The 18,095-nt window shown below is 72.4% G+C and carries 18 protein-coding genes; 8 read left to right on the top strand and 10 right to left on the bottom strand.

Annotated elements, in window-relative coordinates; genetic code table 11:
• Positions 1–15 precede the first annotated feature (15 nt).
• A complete protein-coding gene (locus ACZ5WC_RS15085) occupies positions 16–924 on the top strand; it encodes a diacylglycerol kinase (RefSeq protein ID WP_468541199.1) in 909 nt (302 codons plus the stop codon).
• 45 nt (positions 925–969) lie between these two features.
• Entirely contained in the window at positions 970–3,819 is a 2,850-nt protein-coding gene (locus ACZ5WC_RS15080; RefSeq protein ID WP_468541198.1) for a DEAD/DEAH box helicase, read from the top strand.
• 212 nt (positions 3,820–4,031) lie between these two features.
• On the opposite strand, the gene ACZ5WC_RS15075 is transcribed toward ACZ5WC_RS15080, so the two are convergent.
• From ACZ5WC_RS15075 to ACZ5WC_RS15065, 3 genes are all read right to left on the bottom strand, one after another.
• Positions 4,032–4,469, bottom strand: coding sequence for an SPW repeat protein (locus tag ACZ5WC_RS15075; protein WP_468541197.1), 438 nt, complete (start codon positions 4,467–4,469; stop codon positions 4,032–4,034).
• An 88-nt stretch (positions 4,470–4,557) separates the two neighbouring features.
• Entirely contained in the window at positions 4,558–5,562 is a 1,005-nt protein-coding gene (locus tag ACZ5WC_RS15070) for an ADP-ribosylglycohydrolase family protein (protein ID WP_468541196.1), read from the bottom strand.
• Positions 5,563–5,657: 95 nt separating this feature from the next.
• Positions 5,658–6,305 (bottom strand): fasciclin domain-containing protein, encoded by a 648-nt coding sequence (locus tag ACZ5WC_RS15065; protein WP_468541195.1) that lies wholly within the window; start codon positions 6,303–6,305, stop codon positions 5,658–5,660.
• Positions 6,306–6,608: 303 nt separating this feature from the next.
• Here ACZ5WC_RS15065 and ACZ5WC_RS15060 point away from each other — a divergent pair, with 303 nt between their 5' ends.
• From ACZ5WC_RS15060 to ACZ5WC_RS15040, 5 genes are read left to right on the top strand one after another with little or no spacing between them, the layout of a single operon-like run.
• Positions 6,609–7,883, top strand: coding sequence for an NAD(P)/FAD-dependent oxidoreductase (locus tag ACZ5WC_RS15060; RefSeq protein ID WP_468541194.1), 1,275 nt, complete (start codon positions 6,609–6,611; stop codon positions 7,881–7,883).
• The gene (locus ACZ5WC_RS15055) at positions 7,880–8,602 is read left to right on the top strand and encodes a DUF1365 domain-containing protein (protein ID WP_468541193.1); all 723 of its coding nucleotides are present in this window, start codon (positions 7,880–7,882) and stop codon (positions 8,600–8,602) included. The genes ACZ5WC_RS15060 and ACZ5WC_RS15055 overlap by 4 nt, the downstream gene beginning before the upstream one ends.
• Complete coding sequence (locus ACZ5WC_RS15050; protein ID WP_468541192.1) at positions 8,599–9,864, top strand: class I SAM-dependent methyltransferase; 1,266 nt, start codon at positions 8,599–8,601, stop codon at positions 9,862–9,864. The genes ACZ5WC_RS15055 and ACZ5WC_RS15050 overlap by 4 nt, the downstream gene beginning before the upstream one ends.
• The gene (locus ACZ5WC_RS15045; RefSeq protein ID WP_468541191.1) at positions 9,861–10,061 is read left to right on the top strand and encodes a hypothetical protein; all 201 of its coding nucleotides are present in this window, start codon (positions 9,861–9,863) and stop codon (positions 10,059–10,061) included. Before ACZ5WC_RS15050 ends, ACZ5WC_RS15045 begins: the two co-directional genes overlap by 4 nt.
• The gene (locus ACZ5WC_RS15040; RefSeq protein ID WP_468541190.1) at positions 10,058–10,861 is read left to right on the top strand and encodes a DUF1295 domain-containing protein; all 804 of its coding nucleotides are present in this window, start codon (positions 10,058–10,060) and stop codon (positions 10,859–10,861) included. The genes ACZ5WC_RS15045 and ACZ5WC_RS15040 overlap by 4 nt, the downstream gene beginning before the upstream one ends.
• Before the next feature lie 63 nt (positions 10,862–10,924).
• On the opposite strand, the gene ACZ5WC_RS15035 is transcribed toward ACZ5WC_RS15040, so the two are convergent.
• The 5 genes from ACZ5WC_RS15035 to ACZ5WC_RS15015 all read right to left on the bottom strand — a co-directional run bounded on the left by ACZ5WC_RS15035 (position 10,925) and on the right by ACZ5WC_RS15015 (position 15,144).
• Complete coding sequence (locus ACZ5WC_RS15035) at positions 10,925–12,292, bottom strand: cryptochrome/photolyase family protein (RefSeq protein WP_468541189.1); 1,368 nt, start codon at positions 12,290–12,292, stop codon at positions 10,925–10,927.
• Positions 12,293–12,331: 39 nt separating this feature from the next.
• Positions 12,332–13,096 (bottom strand): anti-sigma factor, encoded by a 765-nt coding sequence (locus ACZ5WC_RS15030; protein WP_468541188.1) that lies wholly within the window; start codon positions 13,094–13,096, stop codon positions 12,332–12,334.
• Positions 13,093–13,677 carry a sigma-70 family RNA polymerase sigma factor gene (locus ACZ5WC_RS15025; protein ID WP_468541187.1) on the bottom strand — a complete coding sequence of 195 codons (585 nt, stop codon included), beginning with the start codon at positions 13,675–13,677 and terminating at the stop codon, positions 13,093–13,095. The genes ACZ5WC_RS15030 and ACZ5WC_RS15025 overlap by 4 nt, the downstream gene beginning before the upstream one ends.
• Before the next feature lie 115 nt (positions 13,678–13,792).
• Positions 13,793–14,230: an ABA4-like family protein gene (locus tag ACZ5WC_RS15020; protein WP_468541186.1), complete on the bottom strand. Its 438-nt coding sequence runs from the start codon at positions 14,228–14,230 to the stop codon at positions 13,793–13,795.
• Positions 14,227–15,144 (bottom strand): hypothetical protein, encoded by a 918-nt coding sequence (locus tag ACZ5WC_RS15015; RefSeq protein WP_468541185.1) that lies wholly within the window; start codon positions 15,142–15,144, stop codon positions 14,227–14,229. The genes ACZ5WC_RS15020 and ACZ5WC_RS15015 overlap by 4 nt, the downstream gene beginning before the upstream one ends.
• Before the next feature lie 207 nt (positions 15,145–15,351).
• Between ACZ5WC_RS15015 and ACZ5WC_RS15010 the strand changes: the two genes are divergently transcribed.
• The gene (locus tag ACZ5WC_RS15010) at positions 15,352–16,083 is read left to right on the top strand and encodes a MerR family transcriptional regulator (protein ID WP_468541184.1); all 732 of its coding nucleotides are present in this window, start codon (positions 15,352–15,354) and stop codon (positions 16,081–16,083) included.
• Between the two features lie 186 nt (positions 16,084–16,269).
• Here ACZ5WC_RS15010 and ACZ5WC_RS15005 read toward each other — a convergent pair whose 3' ends face one another.
• Together ACZ5WC_RS15005 and ACZ5WC_RS15000 are read right to left on the bottom strand one after the other, a co-directional pair.
• Positions 16,270–17,121: a siderophore-interacting protein gene (locus tag ACZ5WC_RS15005; RefSeq protein ID WP_468541183.1), complete on the bottom strand. Its 852-nt coding sequence runs from the start codon at positions 17,119–17,121 to the stop codon at positions 16,270–16,272.
• Positions 17,122–17,174: 53 nt separating this feature from the next.
• A complete protein-coding gene (locus ACZ5WC_RS15000; RefSeq protein WP_468541339.1) occupies positions 17,175–18,083 on the bottom strand; it encodes a 5'-3' exonuclease in 909 nt (302 codons plus the stop codon).
• Positions 18,084–18,095 lie beyond the last annotated feature (12 nt).

Raw genomic sequence — 18,095 nt, 5'->3', positions numbered from 1 at the left:
TGTAGGGTCCGGCGGGTGACCAGCGAGATCACCCTCTTCGTCAATCCCACCGCAGGAAGCGGCCGGGGCGCGCACGCCGCGCAGCCGGCCGCTTCCGCGTTGCGGGACGCCGGATTCTCCGTCCGTACGGTGCTCGGCGTGGACGCCGACGACGCCCTGCGCCGGGCCCGTGAGGCCGTGGCGGCGGGTACCGGGGCGCTGATAGCCGTGGGCGGGGACGGGCTGATGTCCCTCGCCCTCCAGGCCGTCGCGGGGACGGGCACGCCGCTCGGCGTCGTGGCTGCCGGCACGGGCAACGACTTCGCCCGGGCGCTGGGCCTGCCGATCCGTGACCCGGCCGCCGCCGGTGCGCTGGCCGCGCGGGCGCTCAAGGAGGGCGGTCACCGTGACATCGACCTCGGGCGGGTCGGGGAGCGCTGGTTCGGTACGGTGCTCGCCTCCGGGTTCGACTCGCGGGTCAACGACCGGGGCAACCGGATGCGGCTGGTGGGCGGGCGGTTCAAGTACGACCTCGCGATCCTCGCCGAACTGGCCGCCTTCGAGCCGATCCCGTACCGCATCCGGCTGGACGGGGGAGAGGCCCGCGAGATCAGGGCGACGCTCATCGCGGTGGGCAACGGGACGACGTACGGCGGAGGCATGCGGATCTGCGCCGAGGCCCGGATGGACGACGGGCTCTTCGACGTGACGGTGGTGGGGGAGTGTTCCCGTGCCACCCTCCTCAGGGTCTTCCCCAGGGTCTACAAGGGCACGCATCTGAGCCACCCCGCCGTCACCGTGCACCGCGTCTCCTCGATCGAGCTGGCCGCGGCCGGTGTCACCGCGTACGCGGACGGTGAACCGATGGGCGCGCTGCCGCTCACCGCCACCTGTGTACCGGGGGCCGTGCGGGTGCTGGCCGGGCGAAAGGCCAAGGGCATTTAAAGATCGCGCTGAGTGTCAGAGGTGGCGGGTAGGCTCGTAGCCAAGATGACAGAGGACCTCTCACCAGCTGAGCGATACCAGGCTTCTCGGGTCCGTGCGGCCGAGATGGCGACGGCCCTCGGGCCCTTCCGGGAGATGTACGCATTCGGACTGGACCCGTTCCAGATCGAGGCCTGCCAGGCCCTGGAGGAAGGCAAGGGGGTGCTGGTCGCGGCCCCCACGGGGTCGGGCAAGACGATCGTCGGCGAGTTCGCCGTCCACCTGGCCCTGGAGCAGGGCCGCAAGTGCTTCTACACCACGCCGATCAAGGCGCTCTCCAACCAGAAGTACGCCGACCTCGTCAAGCGGTACGGCGCGGACAAGGTCGGTCTGCTGACCGGCGACAACAGCGTCAACTCCGAGGCGCCCGTGGTCGTGATGACCACCGAGGTCCTGCGGAACATGCTGTACGCGGGCTCCCAGTCGCTCGCCGGCCTCGGCTACGTCGTCATGGACGAGGTGCACTACCTCTCCGACCGCTTCCGGGGCGCGGTCTGGGAGGAAGTGATCATTCACCTCCCGGAGTCGGTGACTCTGGTGTCCCTGTCGGCCACCGTGTCCAATGCCGAGGAGTTCGGCGACTGGCTGGACACCGTGCGCGGCGACACCGAGGTCATCGTCTCCGAGCACCGGCCGGTGCCGCTGTGGCAGCACGTGATGGCCGGACGCCGGATGTACGACCTCTTCGAGGAGGAGACCGACCACGGCGGCCGCGGCGCCGGACGCCGCGAGGTCAACCCCGACCTGGTCCGTCTCGCCCGCCAGGAGAACCAGCAGGGCTACAACCCCCGTGAGCGCCGCCGGGGCAAGATGGTCCGCGAGGCCGACCGCGAGCGCGAGCGGCGGCAGCGCGGCCGGATCTGGACGCCCGGCCGGCCCGAGGTCATCGACCGGCTGGACTCCGAGGGGCTGCTGCCCGCCATCACGTTCATCTTCAGCCGGGCCGGCTGCGAGGCCGCCGTCCAGCAGTGCCTGTACGCCGGACTCCGCCTCAACGACGAGGACAAGCGCCGACTGGTCCGGGAGATCGTCGAGGAGCGGACCGCCTCCATCCCCGGCGAGGACCTGAACGTCCTGGGCTATTACGAGTGGCTCGAAGGCCTGGAGCGGGGCATCGCCGCCCACCACGCGGGCATGCTGCCGACCTTCAAGGAAGTCGTCGAGGAGCTGTTCGTCCGGGGCCTGGTGAAGGCCGTCTTCGCCACTGAGACCCTGGCGCTCGGCATCAACATGCCCGCGCGCTCCGTGGTGCTGGAGAAGCTCGTCAAGTGGAACGGCGAGCAGCACGCCGACATCACCCCCGGTGAGTACACCCAGCTCACCGGCCGGGCCGGTCGCCGCGGTATCGACGTCGAGGGCCACGCGGTGGTCCTGTGGCAGCGCGGCATGGACCCCACGGCGCTGGCCGGCCTCGCGGGCACGCGTACGTATCCGCTGCGCTCCAGCTTCCGCCCCTCGTACAACATGGCGGTCAACCTTGTGCAGCAGTTCGGGCGGCACCGCTCGCGCGAGTTGCTGGAGACCTCGTTCGCCCAGTTCCAGGCGGACAAGTCCGTCGTCGGGATCTCCCGGCAGGTCCAGCGCAACGAGGAGGGCCTGGAAGGCTACAAGGAGGGCATGACCTGCCACCTCGGGGACTTCGAGGAGTACGCGCGGCTGCGCCGCGACCTCAAGGACCGCGAGACGGAGCTGGCCAAGCAGGGCGCGGCGCAACGGCGGGCGGCGGCGGCCTCGTCGCTGGAGAAGCTGAAGCCGGGGGACGTCATCCACGTGCCCACGGGCAAGTTCGCGGGTCTGGCGCTGGTGCTGGATCCCGGGCTGCCCGCCGGTCGGGCCAACGGGCACCGCGGGTTCGACCACCACGACGGACCGCGTCCGCTGGTGCTGACCGCCGAGCGGCAGGTCAAGCGGCTGGCCTCGATGGACTTCCCGGTGCCGGTGGAGGCGCTGGACCGGATGCGCGTGCCGAAGTCGTTCAATCCGCGCTCGCCGCAGTCCCGGCGCGATCTGGCCTCCGCGCTGCGGACGAAGGCCGGGCACATCGCGCCCGAGCGGCACCGCAAGCAGCGGGCGGCCGCGGCCGACGACCGGGAGATCAGCCGGTTGCGGACCGAGCTGCGCGCCCACCCCTGCCACGGGTGCGACGAGCGCGAGGACCACGCGCGGTGGGCCGAGCGCTACCACCGGTTGCAGCGGGACACCCGGCAGCTGGAGAAGCGGATCGAGGGCCGGACGAACACGATCGCCCGCACCTTCGACCGGATCGTCGCGCTCCTCACCGAGCTGGACTACCTCCGGGGCAACGAGGTCACCGCGAACGGACGGCGGCTGGCCCGGCTGTACGGGGAGCTGGATCTGCTCGCGAGCGAGTGCCTGCGGGAGGGTGTGTGGGAGGGGCTCAACCCCGCTGAACTCGCCGCGTGCGTCTCGGCGCTGGTGTACGAGGCGCGGCAGGCCGATGACGCGGTCGCGCCGAAGCTGCCGTCCGGGCCGGCCAAGGTCGCCATGGGCGAGATGGTGCGGATCTGGGGTCGGCTGGATGCCCTGGAGGAGGACTTCAAGATCAACCAGACGGAGGGGGTCGGGCAGCGCGAGCCCGATCTCGGCTTCGCCTGGGCGGTCTACATGTGGGCCTCCGGCCGCACGCTGGACGAGGTGCTGCGCGAGGCGGAGATGCCGGCGGGGGACTTCGTGCGGTGGTGCAAGCAGGTGATCGATGTGCTGGGCCAGGTGGCCGCGGCGGCTCCTCGGGAGGGGGCCGGGTCTGCGGGGGCGGCCGGTTCTGTGGCTCGGAACGCGAGGAAGGCGGTTGACGCGGTGTTGCGGGGGGTTGTGGCGTACAGCTCTGTGGGGTGAGGGGGCCTGGACGCGGGTGTGGGGCGCCTGCGGCGGGCTTGTTCCCCTGCCCGCCCCTTCCTGAAACCGGGGCGCCGCCTCGTCACCTCCGCTCCTGGAACGCCGTAAGGGCTGGAAGGCGCCGAGCGGCGAAGGGGCCGGGAGCAGACCCCGCTCCCAAGCGCCGCAAGGGCTGGAGGCGCCTGAGAGGCGGGGCCCGGTGGGGGTCGGTGTCAGGTGCTGCGGCTCTTGGCCGCCGCCCCGGCGCAGGCCATGCCCAGCAGGATGGCCAGTCCGCCGACGATGATGTTGCTGATGACGATCCCGGCGTCCGGGCTGCTCCCGACCACCCAGGTCGACACGATGACCCAGGCTCCGATGGCGCACATCGCCCAGCTCAGCCCGTACATGCGCTCGGGCATCACGGTGAAGCCGAGGGCCAGCACCGCGATGGCGATACCCATCACCAGGTTGTGGGTCACCAGGGCCGGCTGGCTGGCCGTGAAGTGGAGCACCCACGGGGAGACAGCGCAGTACAGGCCGACCAGGAACACCGGCGCGTCCACCAGAGCCACATCGCGGCCGCCCATCATCCGGTCGTACCGCGCGCGCATTTCGGAGGCATCGGGGTGGCCCGATATGTCGCTCCTCGCGTGTGAGACGTTGCTCATGAGTTCTCGTCTCCTTCGGTCCTGCGGGCCCTGCCGCTGTGCGGAAGGTGCGGCAGGCGCCCATACCCATAGTGCGCTTATCCGGCGCTTATGTGTACATTTCCGGCGATATGGATCGGGGTGGATCTCCGGTACCGGCTGCCTGTGCTCCCTGACGGTCCAGCCGGTCGGCCAGGGCGATCAGGTCCGCCGTACGCAGCACGCGGCCCCCGTACCCGGGCAGCGGCACGTGCAAGGGCGTGCGCCAGCGGTCCGGGACGGCGCCGAAGCCGTACACCGCTCCCGCCAGCCCGCCCGTCACTGCTGCCACCGTGTCGGTGTCCCCGCCCACGTCGACGGCGGCCGCAAGGGCCCGTTCGAGGGTGTCCGTCGTCCGCAGGGCCCACAGCGCCGTGCCGAGGCAGGGCCATACGGCCCCGTTGAACTCGGTCGCCAGCCCCGGGTGCCAGTCGGGCGCCAGAACCTTCGCCCAGCGCGCCCGGTGATCGGCGTGCACCTCGTCCAGTGCCCCGGGGACGGCGGCGAGGGGATCGTCGCCCAGCAGCGCCGTCCGGATCAGTTCGTGGAAGACGGCGGTGCCTTCCCAGGCCGCCCGGTCGCCATGGGTGAGCGCCGCGATCCGCCGTGCCGCCTCCATCGTGGCCGCGCGCCCCGCGTGGGCGAAATACACGCCCGAGGTGGTCGCCCGCATCAGTGAACCGTTGCCCGCTGCCCGCCCGTTGAGCTGGAAGTGCAGGACCGCGGCCAGGTCCCACGGTTCGCCGTTGGTCAGCACGTCCTCGGTCTGGAGACCGATGTCCTTCGGAGCGCCCGCCGCCCAGCGCCGGAACCTGCCGAACACGTCCGGCAGGTCGAGGCCGTCCTGCTCCAGCAGTGACTCCCCGACCAGCACAGCCATCTGCGTGTCGTCCGTCGCCTCGCCCGGCTCCCAGCCGCCGCCCCCGCACAACGTCCCGACGCCGTCCGGGAAACGGTCGGTGAACACCCCTGCGGCGCCGAACTCGAAGGGGGCGCCGAGCGCGTCACCGACAGCGGAGCCGACCACGGCGCCGGACACCCGGTCGGCACGGCTCGGGGGTTCACGATCCGTCATCCGGTCAGGCTAAGGCAGCGCCCGCGCGCGGCGAGGGGCGGGAGCCGCACCTCGGTGCGACTTTCCGCCCCTCGTCCGTGGGGTCTGCGTGAGCGCTACTTCGGGGGCATCAGGACCGTGTCGACGATGTAGACCGTCGCGTTGGCGGTCGGGACGTTGCCGCAGACGACCTTCGAGGAGTCGTTCACGGTGTACTCGACGCCCGAGCCGGCCGTGGTCAGCTCGCTCTTCTCCAGCGTGTCGAAGGTCCCCGTCTCCAGCTGCTGCGGGGTCAGCTTCTCGCCCACCACGTGGTAGGTGAGGACCTTGGTGAGCTCGGCCTTGTCCGCCAGCAGCGCGTCCAGGTCGGCCTTCGGGATCTTCGCGAACGCGTCGTTGGTCGGGGCGAACACCGTGATGTCCTCGGCGTTGTTGAGCGTGTCGACCAGGCCGGCCTGCTGCACGGCGGCCACCAGCGTCGACAGCTCCTCGTTGTTCGAGGCGGCCGTGGCGACCGGGTCCTTCGCCATGCCGTCGAACGAGCCCGCGCCCTGCTGCGGCACCGACGAACAGGCCGGGCCGAACGGCCCGTCCATGGGCTTCGACTCATCGGCCGAGGGGCTCACTGGCGCAGACGCGGTGGGCGTCGATCCGGCCGCCGAGTCCTTGGAGGAATCGTCCGACGAGCAGGCGGCCAGCGTCAGCGGCAGCACGGCTGCTGCGGAAACGGCGACGGCTGCGCGGCGGAAGAGGAGCGTGTTCATGGCGTTTCTCCTGGATCGAAGGTTCGGTGCGCAGAGCGGAGTGGGGGGTGGGGGCGAGGGCCGCGCGCCGAGCGGGACCGGCCGGGGCAGCAGCGCCCCGTCCGTCCGCGCGTCGTTCCGCTCTGTTCTCACACGGGGGGTTCGGCGCCGGCCGGCCGACGGATTGGTCCCGGGCCCCCCTTCACTCGATCGGAGCAGTGATCGGAGACCCGACCAATCCTTCCGGGCACCGGCAACGAATGGAGGGTGAGGAGGGCTCCAGCAGCGCTCCGACCGCAGTGGAAAGACCCGGAGGGAGCCGGAATGACAGGGGAACGGCGGCGGACGGCCGTGGTGGGAGCCGGAGTGGCGGGACTGACCGCCGCCCACGTTCTCCGGAACGCTCATGAGGTGACGCTGTACGAAGCGGACGACCGCGTCGGGGGGCACGCCCACACGCATGATCTGGGCGCGTCCGACGGCCGGGTGCACCGCGTCGACTCCGGGTTCATCGTGCACAACCGCCGGACGTACCCGCAGCTGCTGCGGCTCTTCGACGAACTCGGGGTCGCCACCCAGGAGTCCGAGATGTCGATGTCCGTACGGTGCGAGGGGTGCGGCCTCGAATACGCGGGGGCACGCGGCCCCGCCGGACTCTTCGCACAGCCGCGCTCAGCGGTGCGCGGACGCTATCTGCGGATGCTCGCCGAGGTGCCGCGCTTCCACCGTGCGGCCCGGGCCCTGCTGGCGCAGCCGGAAAGCGGTGCGAGCGCGATGACGCTGGGGGAGTTCGGCCGGCGCGGGCGCTTCTCGCCGTACTTCCACGCCCACTTCCTCACGCCCGTGGTCTCCGCCGTCTGGTCCTGCGACCCGGTCACCGCCCTGCGCTACCCGGCCCGCCACCTCTTCCGGTTCCTCGATCACCACGGCATGCTCGCCGTCGGCGGCTCCCCGGTCTGGCGCACTGTCACCGGCGGCTCCCGCGCGTACGTCGACCGCGTCGCCAAGCAGCTCACCGCCGTGCACACCGCGACCCCGGTGCGCGCCGTCACCCGGCACGCGGAGGGCGTCGACGTCACCACCGAGGACGGCACGACCACCCCGTACGACTCCGTCGTCATCGCCACCCACCCCGGCCAGGCGCTACGGCTGCTCGCCGACCCGACCGAGGCCGAGCGCGGCACTCTCGGCGCGTTCCGGTACTCCCGCAACCCGACGCTGCTGCACACGGACACCGCCCTGCTGCCGCGCGCCCGGGGAGCCAGGGCGTCCTGGAACTATCTGATGCCCTCGTGCGCCGCGGACGCCGACCACGTGACTGTCAGCTACGACATGAACCGCCTCCAGCGGCTCGACGCGCCCGAGACCTTCGTGGTCACGCTGAACGGCTCCGACCGGGTCGACCCGGACACCGTCCGCGCCCGCATGGTCTACGAACACCCCGTCCACACCCCGGAGTCGGTCGCCGCCCAGGCCCGGCTGCCCGCCCTGTCAGGTCCCGTCACCGCCTACGCGGGGGCGTACCACGGCTGGGGGTTCCACGAGGACGGCTGCCGTTCGGGGGTCGAGGCCGCGGCCGCCCTGGGGGTGAGGTGGTGAACGCCCTCTACCCGTGCACCATCACGCACGTACGGACCCGCCCCCGGAAGTACGCGTTCCGCCACCGTACGTATCTGTGGCTGATCGACCCCGACCGGCCGCCCCGGCTGCCGCGCGCCCTGCGGCCGCTGGCCCGCTTCGACGCCCGCGACCACTTCGGCGGTACCGCGCCCACGATCCGGGCCGGGCTGGAGCGCTTCCTGTGTGCGCGGGGGGTGGAGCTCGGCGACGGGACCGTCACCATGCTCACCCAGGCCCGGGTGTTCGGCTACGTCTTCAACCCCATCACCGTCTACTGGTGCCACCGCGCCGACGGCACTCCGCTCTGCGTCGTCGCCGAGGTGCACAACACGTACGGCGGACGGCACGGCTATCTGCTGCGTCCCGACGGGGACCACCGAGCCGTGACCGGCAAGGACTTCTACGTCTCGCCGTTCTTCCCCGTGGACGGCGGCTACCGGATGCGGCTGCCCGAGCCCGGGCCCCGTCTCGACCTGAGTGTCTGTCTGGAGCGGGAGGGGAACCGCCCGTTCACCGCCACCGTACGGGGCGGCCGCCGGCCGGCCACCCCTCGCGAACTGGTGCGCCTCGCCCTGCGCCACCCCCTCTCCACCGTCCTCGTCTCCGCCGCGATCCGCCTGCACGGCATCCGGCTCTACCTGCGCGGGCTCCCCGTGCAGCCCCGTCCCCCGCACCGCCCACAGGAAGGCATGCAGTGACCGCGCCCACCTCTGCGCCGCCGGCAGAACACACCCCCGGGGCCGACCCGGAACCCTGGCCCGACATCGTCGCGCTGCCCCGGGCCTCCCGCGCCCGGACGGCCGTCGCCGAACGCATCGTCCGCCACGCGCTCGGCCGGCTTCCGCTCCGCGCCCGGCTCGCGGGCAGGAAGGACATCGGCCTCGGCGGGCCGCTCATGGACATCCGCGACCCCGACGCCTTCTTCCGGCGGATCGGCGCGAGCGGGCTCATCGGCTTCGGCGAGTCCTACATGGCGGGGGAGTGGGACGCGCCGGACCTGGTCGGCGTGCTGACCGTGCTCGCCGACAACGCCGCCGACCTCGTCCCCCGGCCGCTGCAGCGCCTGCGTGGCATCTGGGCGCTGCGCAGGCCCGCAGCGCAGATGAACACCCCCGAAGGCTCCCGGGACAACATCAGCCACCACTACGACCTCTCCAACGGGCTCTTCGCCCTCTTCCTCGACGAGACGCTCTCCTACTCCTCCGCCGTCTTCCGCGGCTTCCCCGCCGAGCACGACCTGCTGCCCGCCGCCCAGCACCGCAAGATCGACCGGCTGCTGGACGCGGCGGAGGTCGGCGAGGGCACCCGCCTCCTGGAGATCGGCACCGGCTGGGGCGAACTGGCCATCCGCGCGGCCGCCCGCGGCGCCCGGGTCGTCACCGTCACGCTCTCCGCCGAACAGCGCGCACTGGCCCGCACCCGTATCCGCGAGGCCGGGTACGAGGACCGCGTCGAGGTGCGGCTGAGCGACTACCGCCAGGTCACCGGCGACTACGACGCGATCGTCAGCGTCGAGATGGTCGAGGCGGTCGGCGAGGAGTTCTGGCCTGTCTACTTCGGGACCCTGGACCGGCTGCTGGCCCCCGGCGGCCGGATCGCCCTCCAGGCCATCACCATGCCCGACGACCGGCTCCGCGCCAGCCGCTCCACGTACACCTGGATCCAGAAGTACATCTTCCCCGGCGGACTGCTGCCCTCCACCGAGGCGGTGGAGCGGATCACCACCGGCCACACCCGCCTGCGCACCACCCGGCGCATCCGCTTCGGCGCGCACTACGCCGAGACGCTCCGGCTGTGGCGGGAGAGGTTCACCGAACGGGCCGCCGAGGTCGACGCCCTCGGCTTCGACGCCGTCTTCCGCCGGATGTGGACCTTCTATCTCGCCTACTCCGAAGCGGGTTTCCGCTCGGGCTATCTCGATGTGCAGCAACTGCTGCTGACCCGCGAGGAGACCGCGTGACCGCCACCACCAGCCCCTTTGCCCGGCGCACCCCGGCCGGGGCCGCCCAACGCGCCGAACCGCTGACCGAGCGGTCCCTCGGCGGCGGGCCGCCCCTGGGGACGCGGATGCGGGGAGGCGGCGACACCGGACCCCATGAGGCCCCGGCCGCCCCCGCGCTGACCCGCGGAGCGGGGGACCCGGGAGCGGACCGGTGAGCGGCTTCGCCTGGGCCGCGTTCGCGAACGGGCTCGCGGCGGCGGCCGTCGCCGCCCTCGGCGTCATGCTCGTCACCTTCGCCGTCGCCCTGAACAAGGGGGTGCACCGGATCGTCGACATCGCCTGGGGCGTTGCGTTCGCCGCCGTAGCCCTGGTCTCCTACGGCCTCTCGGCGGGTGAGGGCGATGACGGCCGCCGACTCCTGGTGACCGCGCTGACCGTGGTCTGGGGGCTGCGCCTCGCCGTCCACATCGGGCGGCGCGGCCGGGGCCATGGGGAGGACCCGCGCTACGCGAAGATGCTGGCCAAGGCCCCCGGCAACCCGAACCTGTACGCCCTGCGCAAGGTGTATCTGCTCCAGGGCGCGCTGGTCTGGCTCGTCTCGCTCCCGGTGCAGGCGGCGCAGTACCTCACCGCGCCACTGGCCTGGTGGGCCTGGGCCGGGGTGCTCCTGTGGGCGGTCGGCCTCGCCTTCGAGGCGATCGGTGACGCACAGCTGGCGCGGTTCAAGGCCGACCCCGCCAACCAGGGGAAGATCATGGACCGGGGGCTGTGGTCCTGGACCCGCCATCCGAACTACTTCGGCGACTTCTGCGTGTGGTGGGGCCTGTTCCTTCTTGTCTGCCAGGCCCCGGCCGCCGCTGCCGCCACCGTCGTCGCTCCGCTGGTGATGAGCTTCCTGCTGACCAAGGGCAGCGGTGCGGCCCTGCTGGAGCGCCATATGGCCGACCGGCCCGGATACGCCGCATACGTCGCGCGGACCAGCGGCTTCCTCCCCCGGCCGCCGCGCAGCACCTGAGCACATCGACGAGGGCCCGTTCCGCAGCGAGCGGGGCGGGCCCTTGCGCGTACTCTCGTCCGGTCAGTCCAGGCCGCGGGCGCGCTCGAACCGGGACCGGGCCTCGGCCAGGTCCACCACCGGGTCCGGATAGTCGATGCCCGCCCGGTCCAGGCCCTGGAGCTTCCAGGGCTCGTGGATCGCCGCCCCCTCCAGATCCGCCAGCTCCGGGACCCAGCGCCGCACGTAGTCGCCCCGAGGATCGAAGCGCTTGCCCTGGATCACCGGGTTGAGGACCCGGTTGGGCCGGGTGTCCGTGCCGGTGCCCGCCACCCACTGCCAATTGAGCTGGTTGTTCGCCAGGTCGCCGTCGACCAGCAGGTCGAGGAAGTGCCGGGCGCCCACCCGCCAGTCCACGTACAGCGTCTTGGTGAGGAAGCTCGCGGCCAGCATCCGGCCCCGGTTGTGCATCCAGCCCTCGTGCGCGAGCTGCCGCATCGCCGCGTCCACCAGCGGATAGCCCGTCCGCCCGGTCCGCCAGGCGTCGATCTCGTCCGCGTCGCCGCGCCAGCGGTCCCGGCGCGGCCGGTAGTCGGACCAGGAGGCGTCGGGGCGGGCCGCGAGGACCTGGTGGTGGAAGTCGCGCCAGGCCAGCTGCCGCACGAACGCCTCGGCGCCGGGCCCGCCCTTCTCCCGCGCGCGGTGGACCAGTTCGGCGGCGGAGACCGTACCGAAGTGCAGATGCGGGGAGAGCCGGGACGTCGCGTCCCCGGCCAGATCGTCGTGGCCGTCCTCGTAGCCGGCCATCGGTCCGTGGAGCCAGGACGTGACCAGCTTGCGGGCCGCGTCCTCGCCGCCCCGGGCGAGACCGGGGGAGAGGTTCTCGACCGCGTCCCGGTCCGGCAGCGGGTCGCTCGCCACGCCGTCCGGCACCCGGACCGTACGCGGAGCCGTCAGGGTGCCCCGTACTTCCTCCGCCTCCCAACGGCGGAAGTACGGGGTGAACACCGCGAAGTGGTCCTTGCCGCCCGTCGGGACCACCCGGCCCGGCGCGAGCGCGGTGACCACCGCGTCATGGATGCGCAGTGCGCAGCCGGTGCCCGCCAGAGCCTCACCGATCCGCTGCTCGCGCCGCGCCGCGTGCCGGCTGACGCCTGCGGCGACGTGCACGGAGGCCGCCCCGGTCCGCTCGACGACCCGTTTCACCTCGCGGGGCGTCTCGCCCTGGCGGGTGACCAGTCTGCCGCCCCGCTGCCGTAGTCCGGCGTCCAGATCCGCCAGGCAGTCCGCGAGGAACGCCAGCCGGTTGGGTGCGTCGAACCCGGCCCGGTGGACGGCGTCGTCCCGGACGAACAACGGGACGACTTCGTCCGCGTCCCGCAGGGCGGCACGCAGCACCGGGTTGTCGTGAACTCGCAGATCGGAGGTGAACAGCACCACCGCGACACTCATGGAACGGGTGCTCCCTTGCAGGATTTCGTGGGTGAGTGGTCAGGCCGTCGGGAAGTCCATCAGCGCCACCGGCGACGAGGTCGGCTCGGCGGATCCTCCGGCGGGCTCGACCGTGATGCCCATCCCGGACGCCTGGTCCACCGGCCCGTCCAGCAGGACCGCGTCGTCGCTCGCGGTCGGGTCCATCAGACCGGCGGATCGCATCGTGCCTTCGTCGTTGAACCAGAGCTGGTAGACCTTGCCGCTCGGCGGCCGTTCCATCCCCGAGGCCAGGAACACCGCACGGTTCTGGCTCTGCGAGACGACGACGGTGCCCCGCGCGCCGCCGGTCAGCTCGCCCGAGGCGGTCTTCGCGTCCGGGGCCGAGAGCACCTGGGCCAGCTGCTCGTTCTGCCGCTGCGCCTGCCGCGCTTCCTGCCGCGCGTCCTGCCGCGCGTCCTGCGCCACCTGGTTCTGCCAGACCGCGACCCCGCCGAACGCGGCGGCCGCCGCGATGCAGGCGGCGAGAGCGTAGGCGTACCGCCGGCCGGTGCGTCCGCCCCCGCCCGTCCGCTCCCGTCTGCCGGGTGCCGGAGTCTCCTGGCGTACGGTCGTGATCGCCCGCAACACCCTCGCGCGCAGCTCGCGCGGCGGTGGCTCGGCGACGGCGAGGCCGAGCCGGGCGGCGGTGGCCGACAGCTCCCGCACCTCCTGGGCGCAGGCCTCGCAGTCCTCCAGATGCCGTTCGAACGCCTGCCGTTCGGACTCCGGCAGCGCATGCAGGGCATAGGCCCCGGTCAGTGTGTGCAGCTCGGCCGTGCTCATGCGCTCACCCCCAGGCAGTCGCGAAGGCGGATCAGGCCGTCGCGGAGCCGTGTCTTGATGGTGCCCAGCGGCACGGCGAGGAGTTCGGAAACCTCACGGTAGGTCAGGCCCCGGTAGTAGGCCAGGGTCACCGACTCCCGTTGCAGCTCGGACAGGGTGCGCATACAGCGCCGTACCTGTTCTCTCTCCAACCGGGTCTCGACCTGTTCGGACACCTCGTCGAAGGCGGGCGTCCGGTCCAGCAGCGCCGCCTTGTGCTCCCGGGCGGCCGAGGCCTCGGCCGCCCGGACCCGGTCGACGGCCCGGTGGTGGGCCAGGGTCAGCACCCAGTTCATCGCGCTGCCCCGGGAGGCCTGGAAACGGGGTGCGGTCCGCCACACCTCCACCAGCACCTCCTGCGCCACCTCCTCCGACTGCGCCGGATCGCGGAGCACGCTGCGCACCAGGCCGAGCACGGGCCCGCTCACCGCGTCGTACACCGCGGCGAACGCGTCCTGGTCGCCCCGCGCGACCCGACCCAGGAGCTCCTGGAGGTCGGGACCGGGCGAGGGCACCCCACTGATGTGTACGGCTTCCTTCACGCGGGTTTCCTCCCGGGACGATCGTCGCTTCCGGCAGTGGTTCGGAGCGGACGGCCGTGTGGATTGGTCGGGTGCGGGCGATCTTCTCAGAGCAGGCCCCGGGAGGACGCGCGACTCAGCCGGCGGGCGTTTCGCGCCGCCGCGGCCGGACGGCGCGGACGGCGAGGAAGACCAGCAGCCCGAACGGGGACAGCGCGATCGTCAGGACCAGCAGGGGCCCCGTCAGCCACGGCGAGAGCCCCAGCTTCCGGCTCTGGAGGTACATCCACTGCCCGAGCAGGAGATCCCAGGCGATCACCTGCGCCCAGATCGCTCCCGCTCCGCCGGCCAGCGCCGTCAGCTCACGGAAGGTGTCGATGTCCGGGCTGCTCACCGCCGTCCAGAGCTCCGGGAACACCGGCACGGCCAGGACGACGTAGACGGCGAGCACCGGCAGCACGGTCAGCGGCGAGGCGACGACGCGGGCGGTGCCGGACCAGGTGGGGGCGAAGATCATCAGCAGCCAGAACGGGGCGGCCAGCCAGAACGTGATCTCGAAGAGTGCGCCGGTCACGCGACGGGCTCCTTGTCGCCGAGGGCGGTACGGACCGGGCGGGCGGTTGCCGTCGGGCGCAGCGCGATCCAGGTGCCGCCCGCCACCGCCGCGAGGATCGCTCCGGCGGCGAGCAGCGTGGCCCCGTCCGGACGGATCAGCGGCTGGCCCCGGAGCGCCTGCCAGGTGAAGAGTGCGACGAGCGCCGCGTAACCGCCGACGGCGACCCGTACGAGCCGCAGCCGTATCCCGGCGTCGCGCAGCGGGGCGAAGCGGGGCGCGAGCACGACCAGCGCGATCAGCAGGAGCGGTATCAGCTGGAGGGCGTGCATGCCCACGAAGTGCGGGACCCGCAGATCCCCGCCGGTCGTGGACCAGCCGGTCAGGGCCATGGACGGACCGCCGTCCGGTACGCCCACGGAGTGCGCGCCGATGACGTCGGCGGTGTCGAGGTTCCCGGCCGCCCGCTGGCTCTCGCTCGGCAGGACCATCAGGAAGCCGAGGGCCGCACCGGCCATGGCGATCAGCAGGCCGCCCCGGACGGCCAGGGCCGTCGCGCGGTCGGCGATGCGGGTGCGCAGCAGCAGGACGGCTATCACCAGGGCGGCCGCCCACAGGACGACGATGGTCATCCCCATCGCCCTCCAGAGCGCCGAGTCGAAGGCGGTCGCGGTATTGAAGTGGCTGCGCTCCCCGCGGACGACCTGCACGGTGATGATCACCATCTCGGCCAGACTCGTCAGTACGACGAGGTGTCCCGCCCACCGGCCGATCCGTCGCCCGCGCGTGAGGAGCGTCAGCATCCAGGCCAGTGTCAGGCAGTACGCGGCGAAGGACACGGCGAACTTGAACGGCTTCTCCCAGATCGGCGCGCCCACCAGGACCCGGTCGTCGATCAGGAGGCCGACGGCGCAGACGACGGCGAAAGCGGCCATCACGGCGGAGAACACGACTAATGGGCGATGCCAGGAACGCCATGACGACATGAGGGACCCCCTGTGACGACGATGGGAAGTTATGGATAGCTGCACTGCCCGCTATCCGATAGGGGGACTATCTATGATGGGTGCGGTTTCTGGCAAGGGCGGAAGGGCGAACACGCGGTGCGCATCGGAGAATTGAGTCGCAGGTCCGGGGTTCCGGTGCCGACGATCAAGTACTACCTACGTGAAGGGCTGCTGTCCGCAGGGGAGTTGACCAGCCCGAACCAGGCGCACTACGGCCCCGGGCACGAGCGCAGACTGCGCCTCATCCGGGCACTGCTGGACGTCGGCGGTCTCTCGCTCGCTGCCATCGGTGAGGTCCTGGAGGCCATGGACGACCCCGAGCAGCCCGTGCACAAGGTGCTCGGCATCGCGACGGACGGCATCGCGCCGACCGGCGATGAGGAGCCGGGGCCCGAACTGGAGGACGCGCGCGAGGAGGTGGCCGAGCTGCTGAGGCGGCGCGACTGGCAGGCCGACGAGCAGAGCCCCGCCGCCGAGTCACTGGCGGAGGTGCTGGCCGCGCTGCGCCGGGCCGGGCACGGGGGATACATCAGCCTGCTGGACGCCTACGCGGACGCCGCCGAGCCGGTCGCCCGCGCCGACCTCGACTACGTGCGGCGGCGGGTGGCCCGCGAGGACCTGGTCGAGAGCGTCGTGGTGGGGACCGTCCTAGGCGAGGCGATGTTCGGCGCATTGCGGAGGCTGGCGCACATCGACGCGTCCTACCGGCTCTTCGAGTCCCCGGGGCATCTTTCCGGCCCGGTGGAGGGGAACGGCCCGGTGGAGGGGAACGGTCGGGTGGAGGGGAGCGGCCCGGCGGACGGCCGTGCGGCTCCGTCGGGGGAAGGCGCTCGGGGAGGCGCTCCGGAAGGCACTGCGGAGGTCTGAGGCCCACGCGCGGACCCCGCCCGCCGCGATGTGCGGCGGACGGGGTCCCACGGTCTGCTCGCCGGGCGGCCCGGGGCGGTGCCTCCGGGCGCGGCCGCTCGGGTGCGCCGGCCTCCCCGGGGCGGGGCTCGGCGGCGATCGGCGGCCCTGGGCGGCCGCACCGGGCGCACCGGCGCCGGGGTGGGCCTACGCGGCCGTCGTGCCGCTCTCCTGCTCGCGCTCCACCTGCTCGTTCCACTCGCGCTTCACCGCGCGCCAGGCGTCGTCGTTCTGGCCGAGGCGCCAGTAGCCCGAGATCGACAGCCGGGCCAGCGGGATCTGCCGCTCCACGCGCAGATAGCGGCGGATCTCCTTCACGAAGCCGGCTTCCCCGTGCACGAACGCCTGGATCTCGCCCTCGGGGAAGTCCAGCTCCTTCACGGCCGCGGTCAGCAGCTCGCCGACGGGCCGGTCGCCGCGGTGCAGCCAGGTCACGGCCACCCCGTCCGGCGTCACGATCTTCTGCTCCTCCGAGGCGTCCGGCACCTCGATGAAGGCGTGCACCAGCGCGTCCGTCGGCATCTGCTCCAGCGCGGCGGCGATCGCCGGCAGCGCGCTCTCGTCGCCCACCAGCAGATGCCAGTCGGCCGAGGCCTCCGGCGCGTAACCGCCGCCGGGGCCGAGGAAGGTCACCTGCTCGCCGACCTGCGCCCGCCGCGCCCACGGCCCGGCGAGGCCCTCGTCGCCGTGCACGACGAAGTCGACGGCCATCTCCCGGGCGACCGGGTCCCACGAGCGCACCGTGTAGGTGCGGGTGGTGGGCCACAGCTCGCGCGGGTGGTTCTCGCGGATGGCGGCCATGTCGAACGGGTGGGCGTAGTCCGCGCCCTCGGGCGCGAAGCACAGTTTGATGTAGTGGTCGGTGAAGCCGGAGAGGGTGAAGTCCGCGAGCCCTTCACCGCCGAAGACCACGCGCACCATGTGCGGGGTGATCTGCTCGGTGCGCACGACCTGCGCCCCCTGGGCCTTGGGTCCCTGCCGGGCCGGCCGCTCTGCCACGAGGTACTCCCTGGTTCGATTACTTAGGTATACCTAAGCTAACACCTCGGGGCTCAGGGCTGAAGAGTGGTCAGGAGCCGCGACAGCGCCCCGCCGAGACCCCACTGCTCCGCCAGTGCCTCCAGCGCGGCCGGGTCGCGCGGCTCGCGCGGCAGCGCCGGGTCGAATGCGGGGAGCGGGACGTCCTTCGCGACCCGGACCACCTTCGGGGCGACGGCCACATAGTCCCGCGACTCGTCCAGGCGCTTGCGCTGCGACGGAGTCAGCTTCGCCCTCGGGTCGTCCACCGCCGCCATGATCCCGTCGAGATCACCGAAGGCGTCCAGCAGCTTCGCCGCGGTCTTCTCGCCGATGCCCGGCACGCCCGGGAGGCCGTCGCTCGGGTCGCCGCGGAGCAGGGCCAGATCCACGTACCCTGCGCCGTCCACGCCGTACTTCTCGCGCAGCCACGCCTCGTCGGTCACCTGGAGCGTGCCGACGCCCTTGAGCGGGTAGAGCACGCGCACCCCGCGGGCGTCGTCGACCAGCTGGTAGAGGTCGCGGTCGCCGGTGACGATGTCCACGGGGCCGGTCGCGCGCGCGGTGAGCGTGCCGATGATGTCGTCCGCCTCGTACGGCGTGACGCCGACGCGGGCGATTCCGAGTGCCGCCAGCACGTCCTCGATGATCGGGACCTGCGGGGACAGCGTGTCGGGGATCTCCTCCTCGTCGGTCTGCCCGGCGGGCGTCTCCTCGGCGACCCGGTGCGCCTTGTACGTCGGGATCAGGTCGACGCGCCACTGCGGACGCCAGTCGTTGTCCCAGCAGGCGACCAGCTCGTCCGGCCGGTGGTCGTGCACCAGGCGGCCGATGAAGTCCAGCAGCCCGCGCACGGCGTTGACGGGTGTGCCGTCGGGGGCGCGGACCGAGTCGGGGACCCCGAAATAGGCGCGGAAGTACAGGGAAGCGGTGTCGAGGAGCATCAGGCGTCGCGT

Source organism: Streptomyces sp. NPDC033165 (assembly GCF_055577965.1).
The sequence above is the reverse complement of the archived record's forward strand: the minus strand, read 5'-3'. Positions and strand labels throughout refer to the sequence as shown.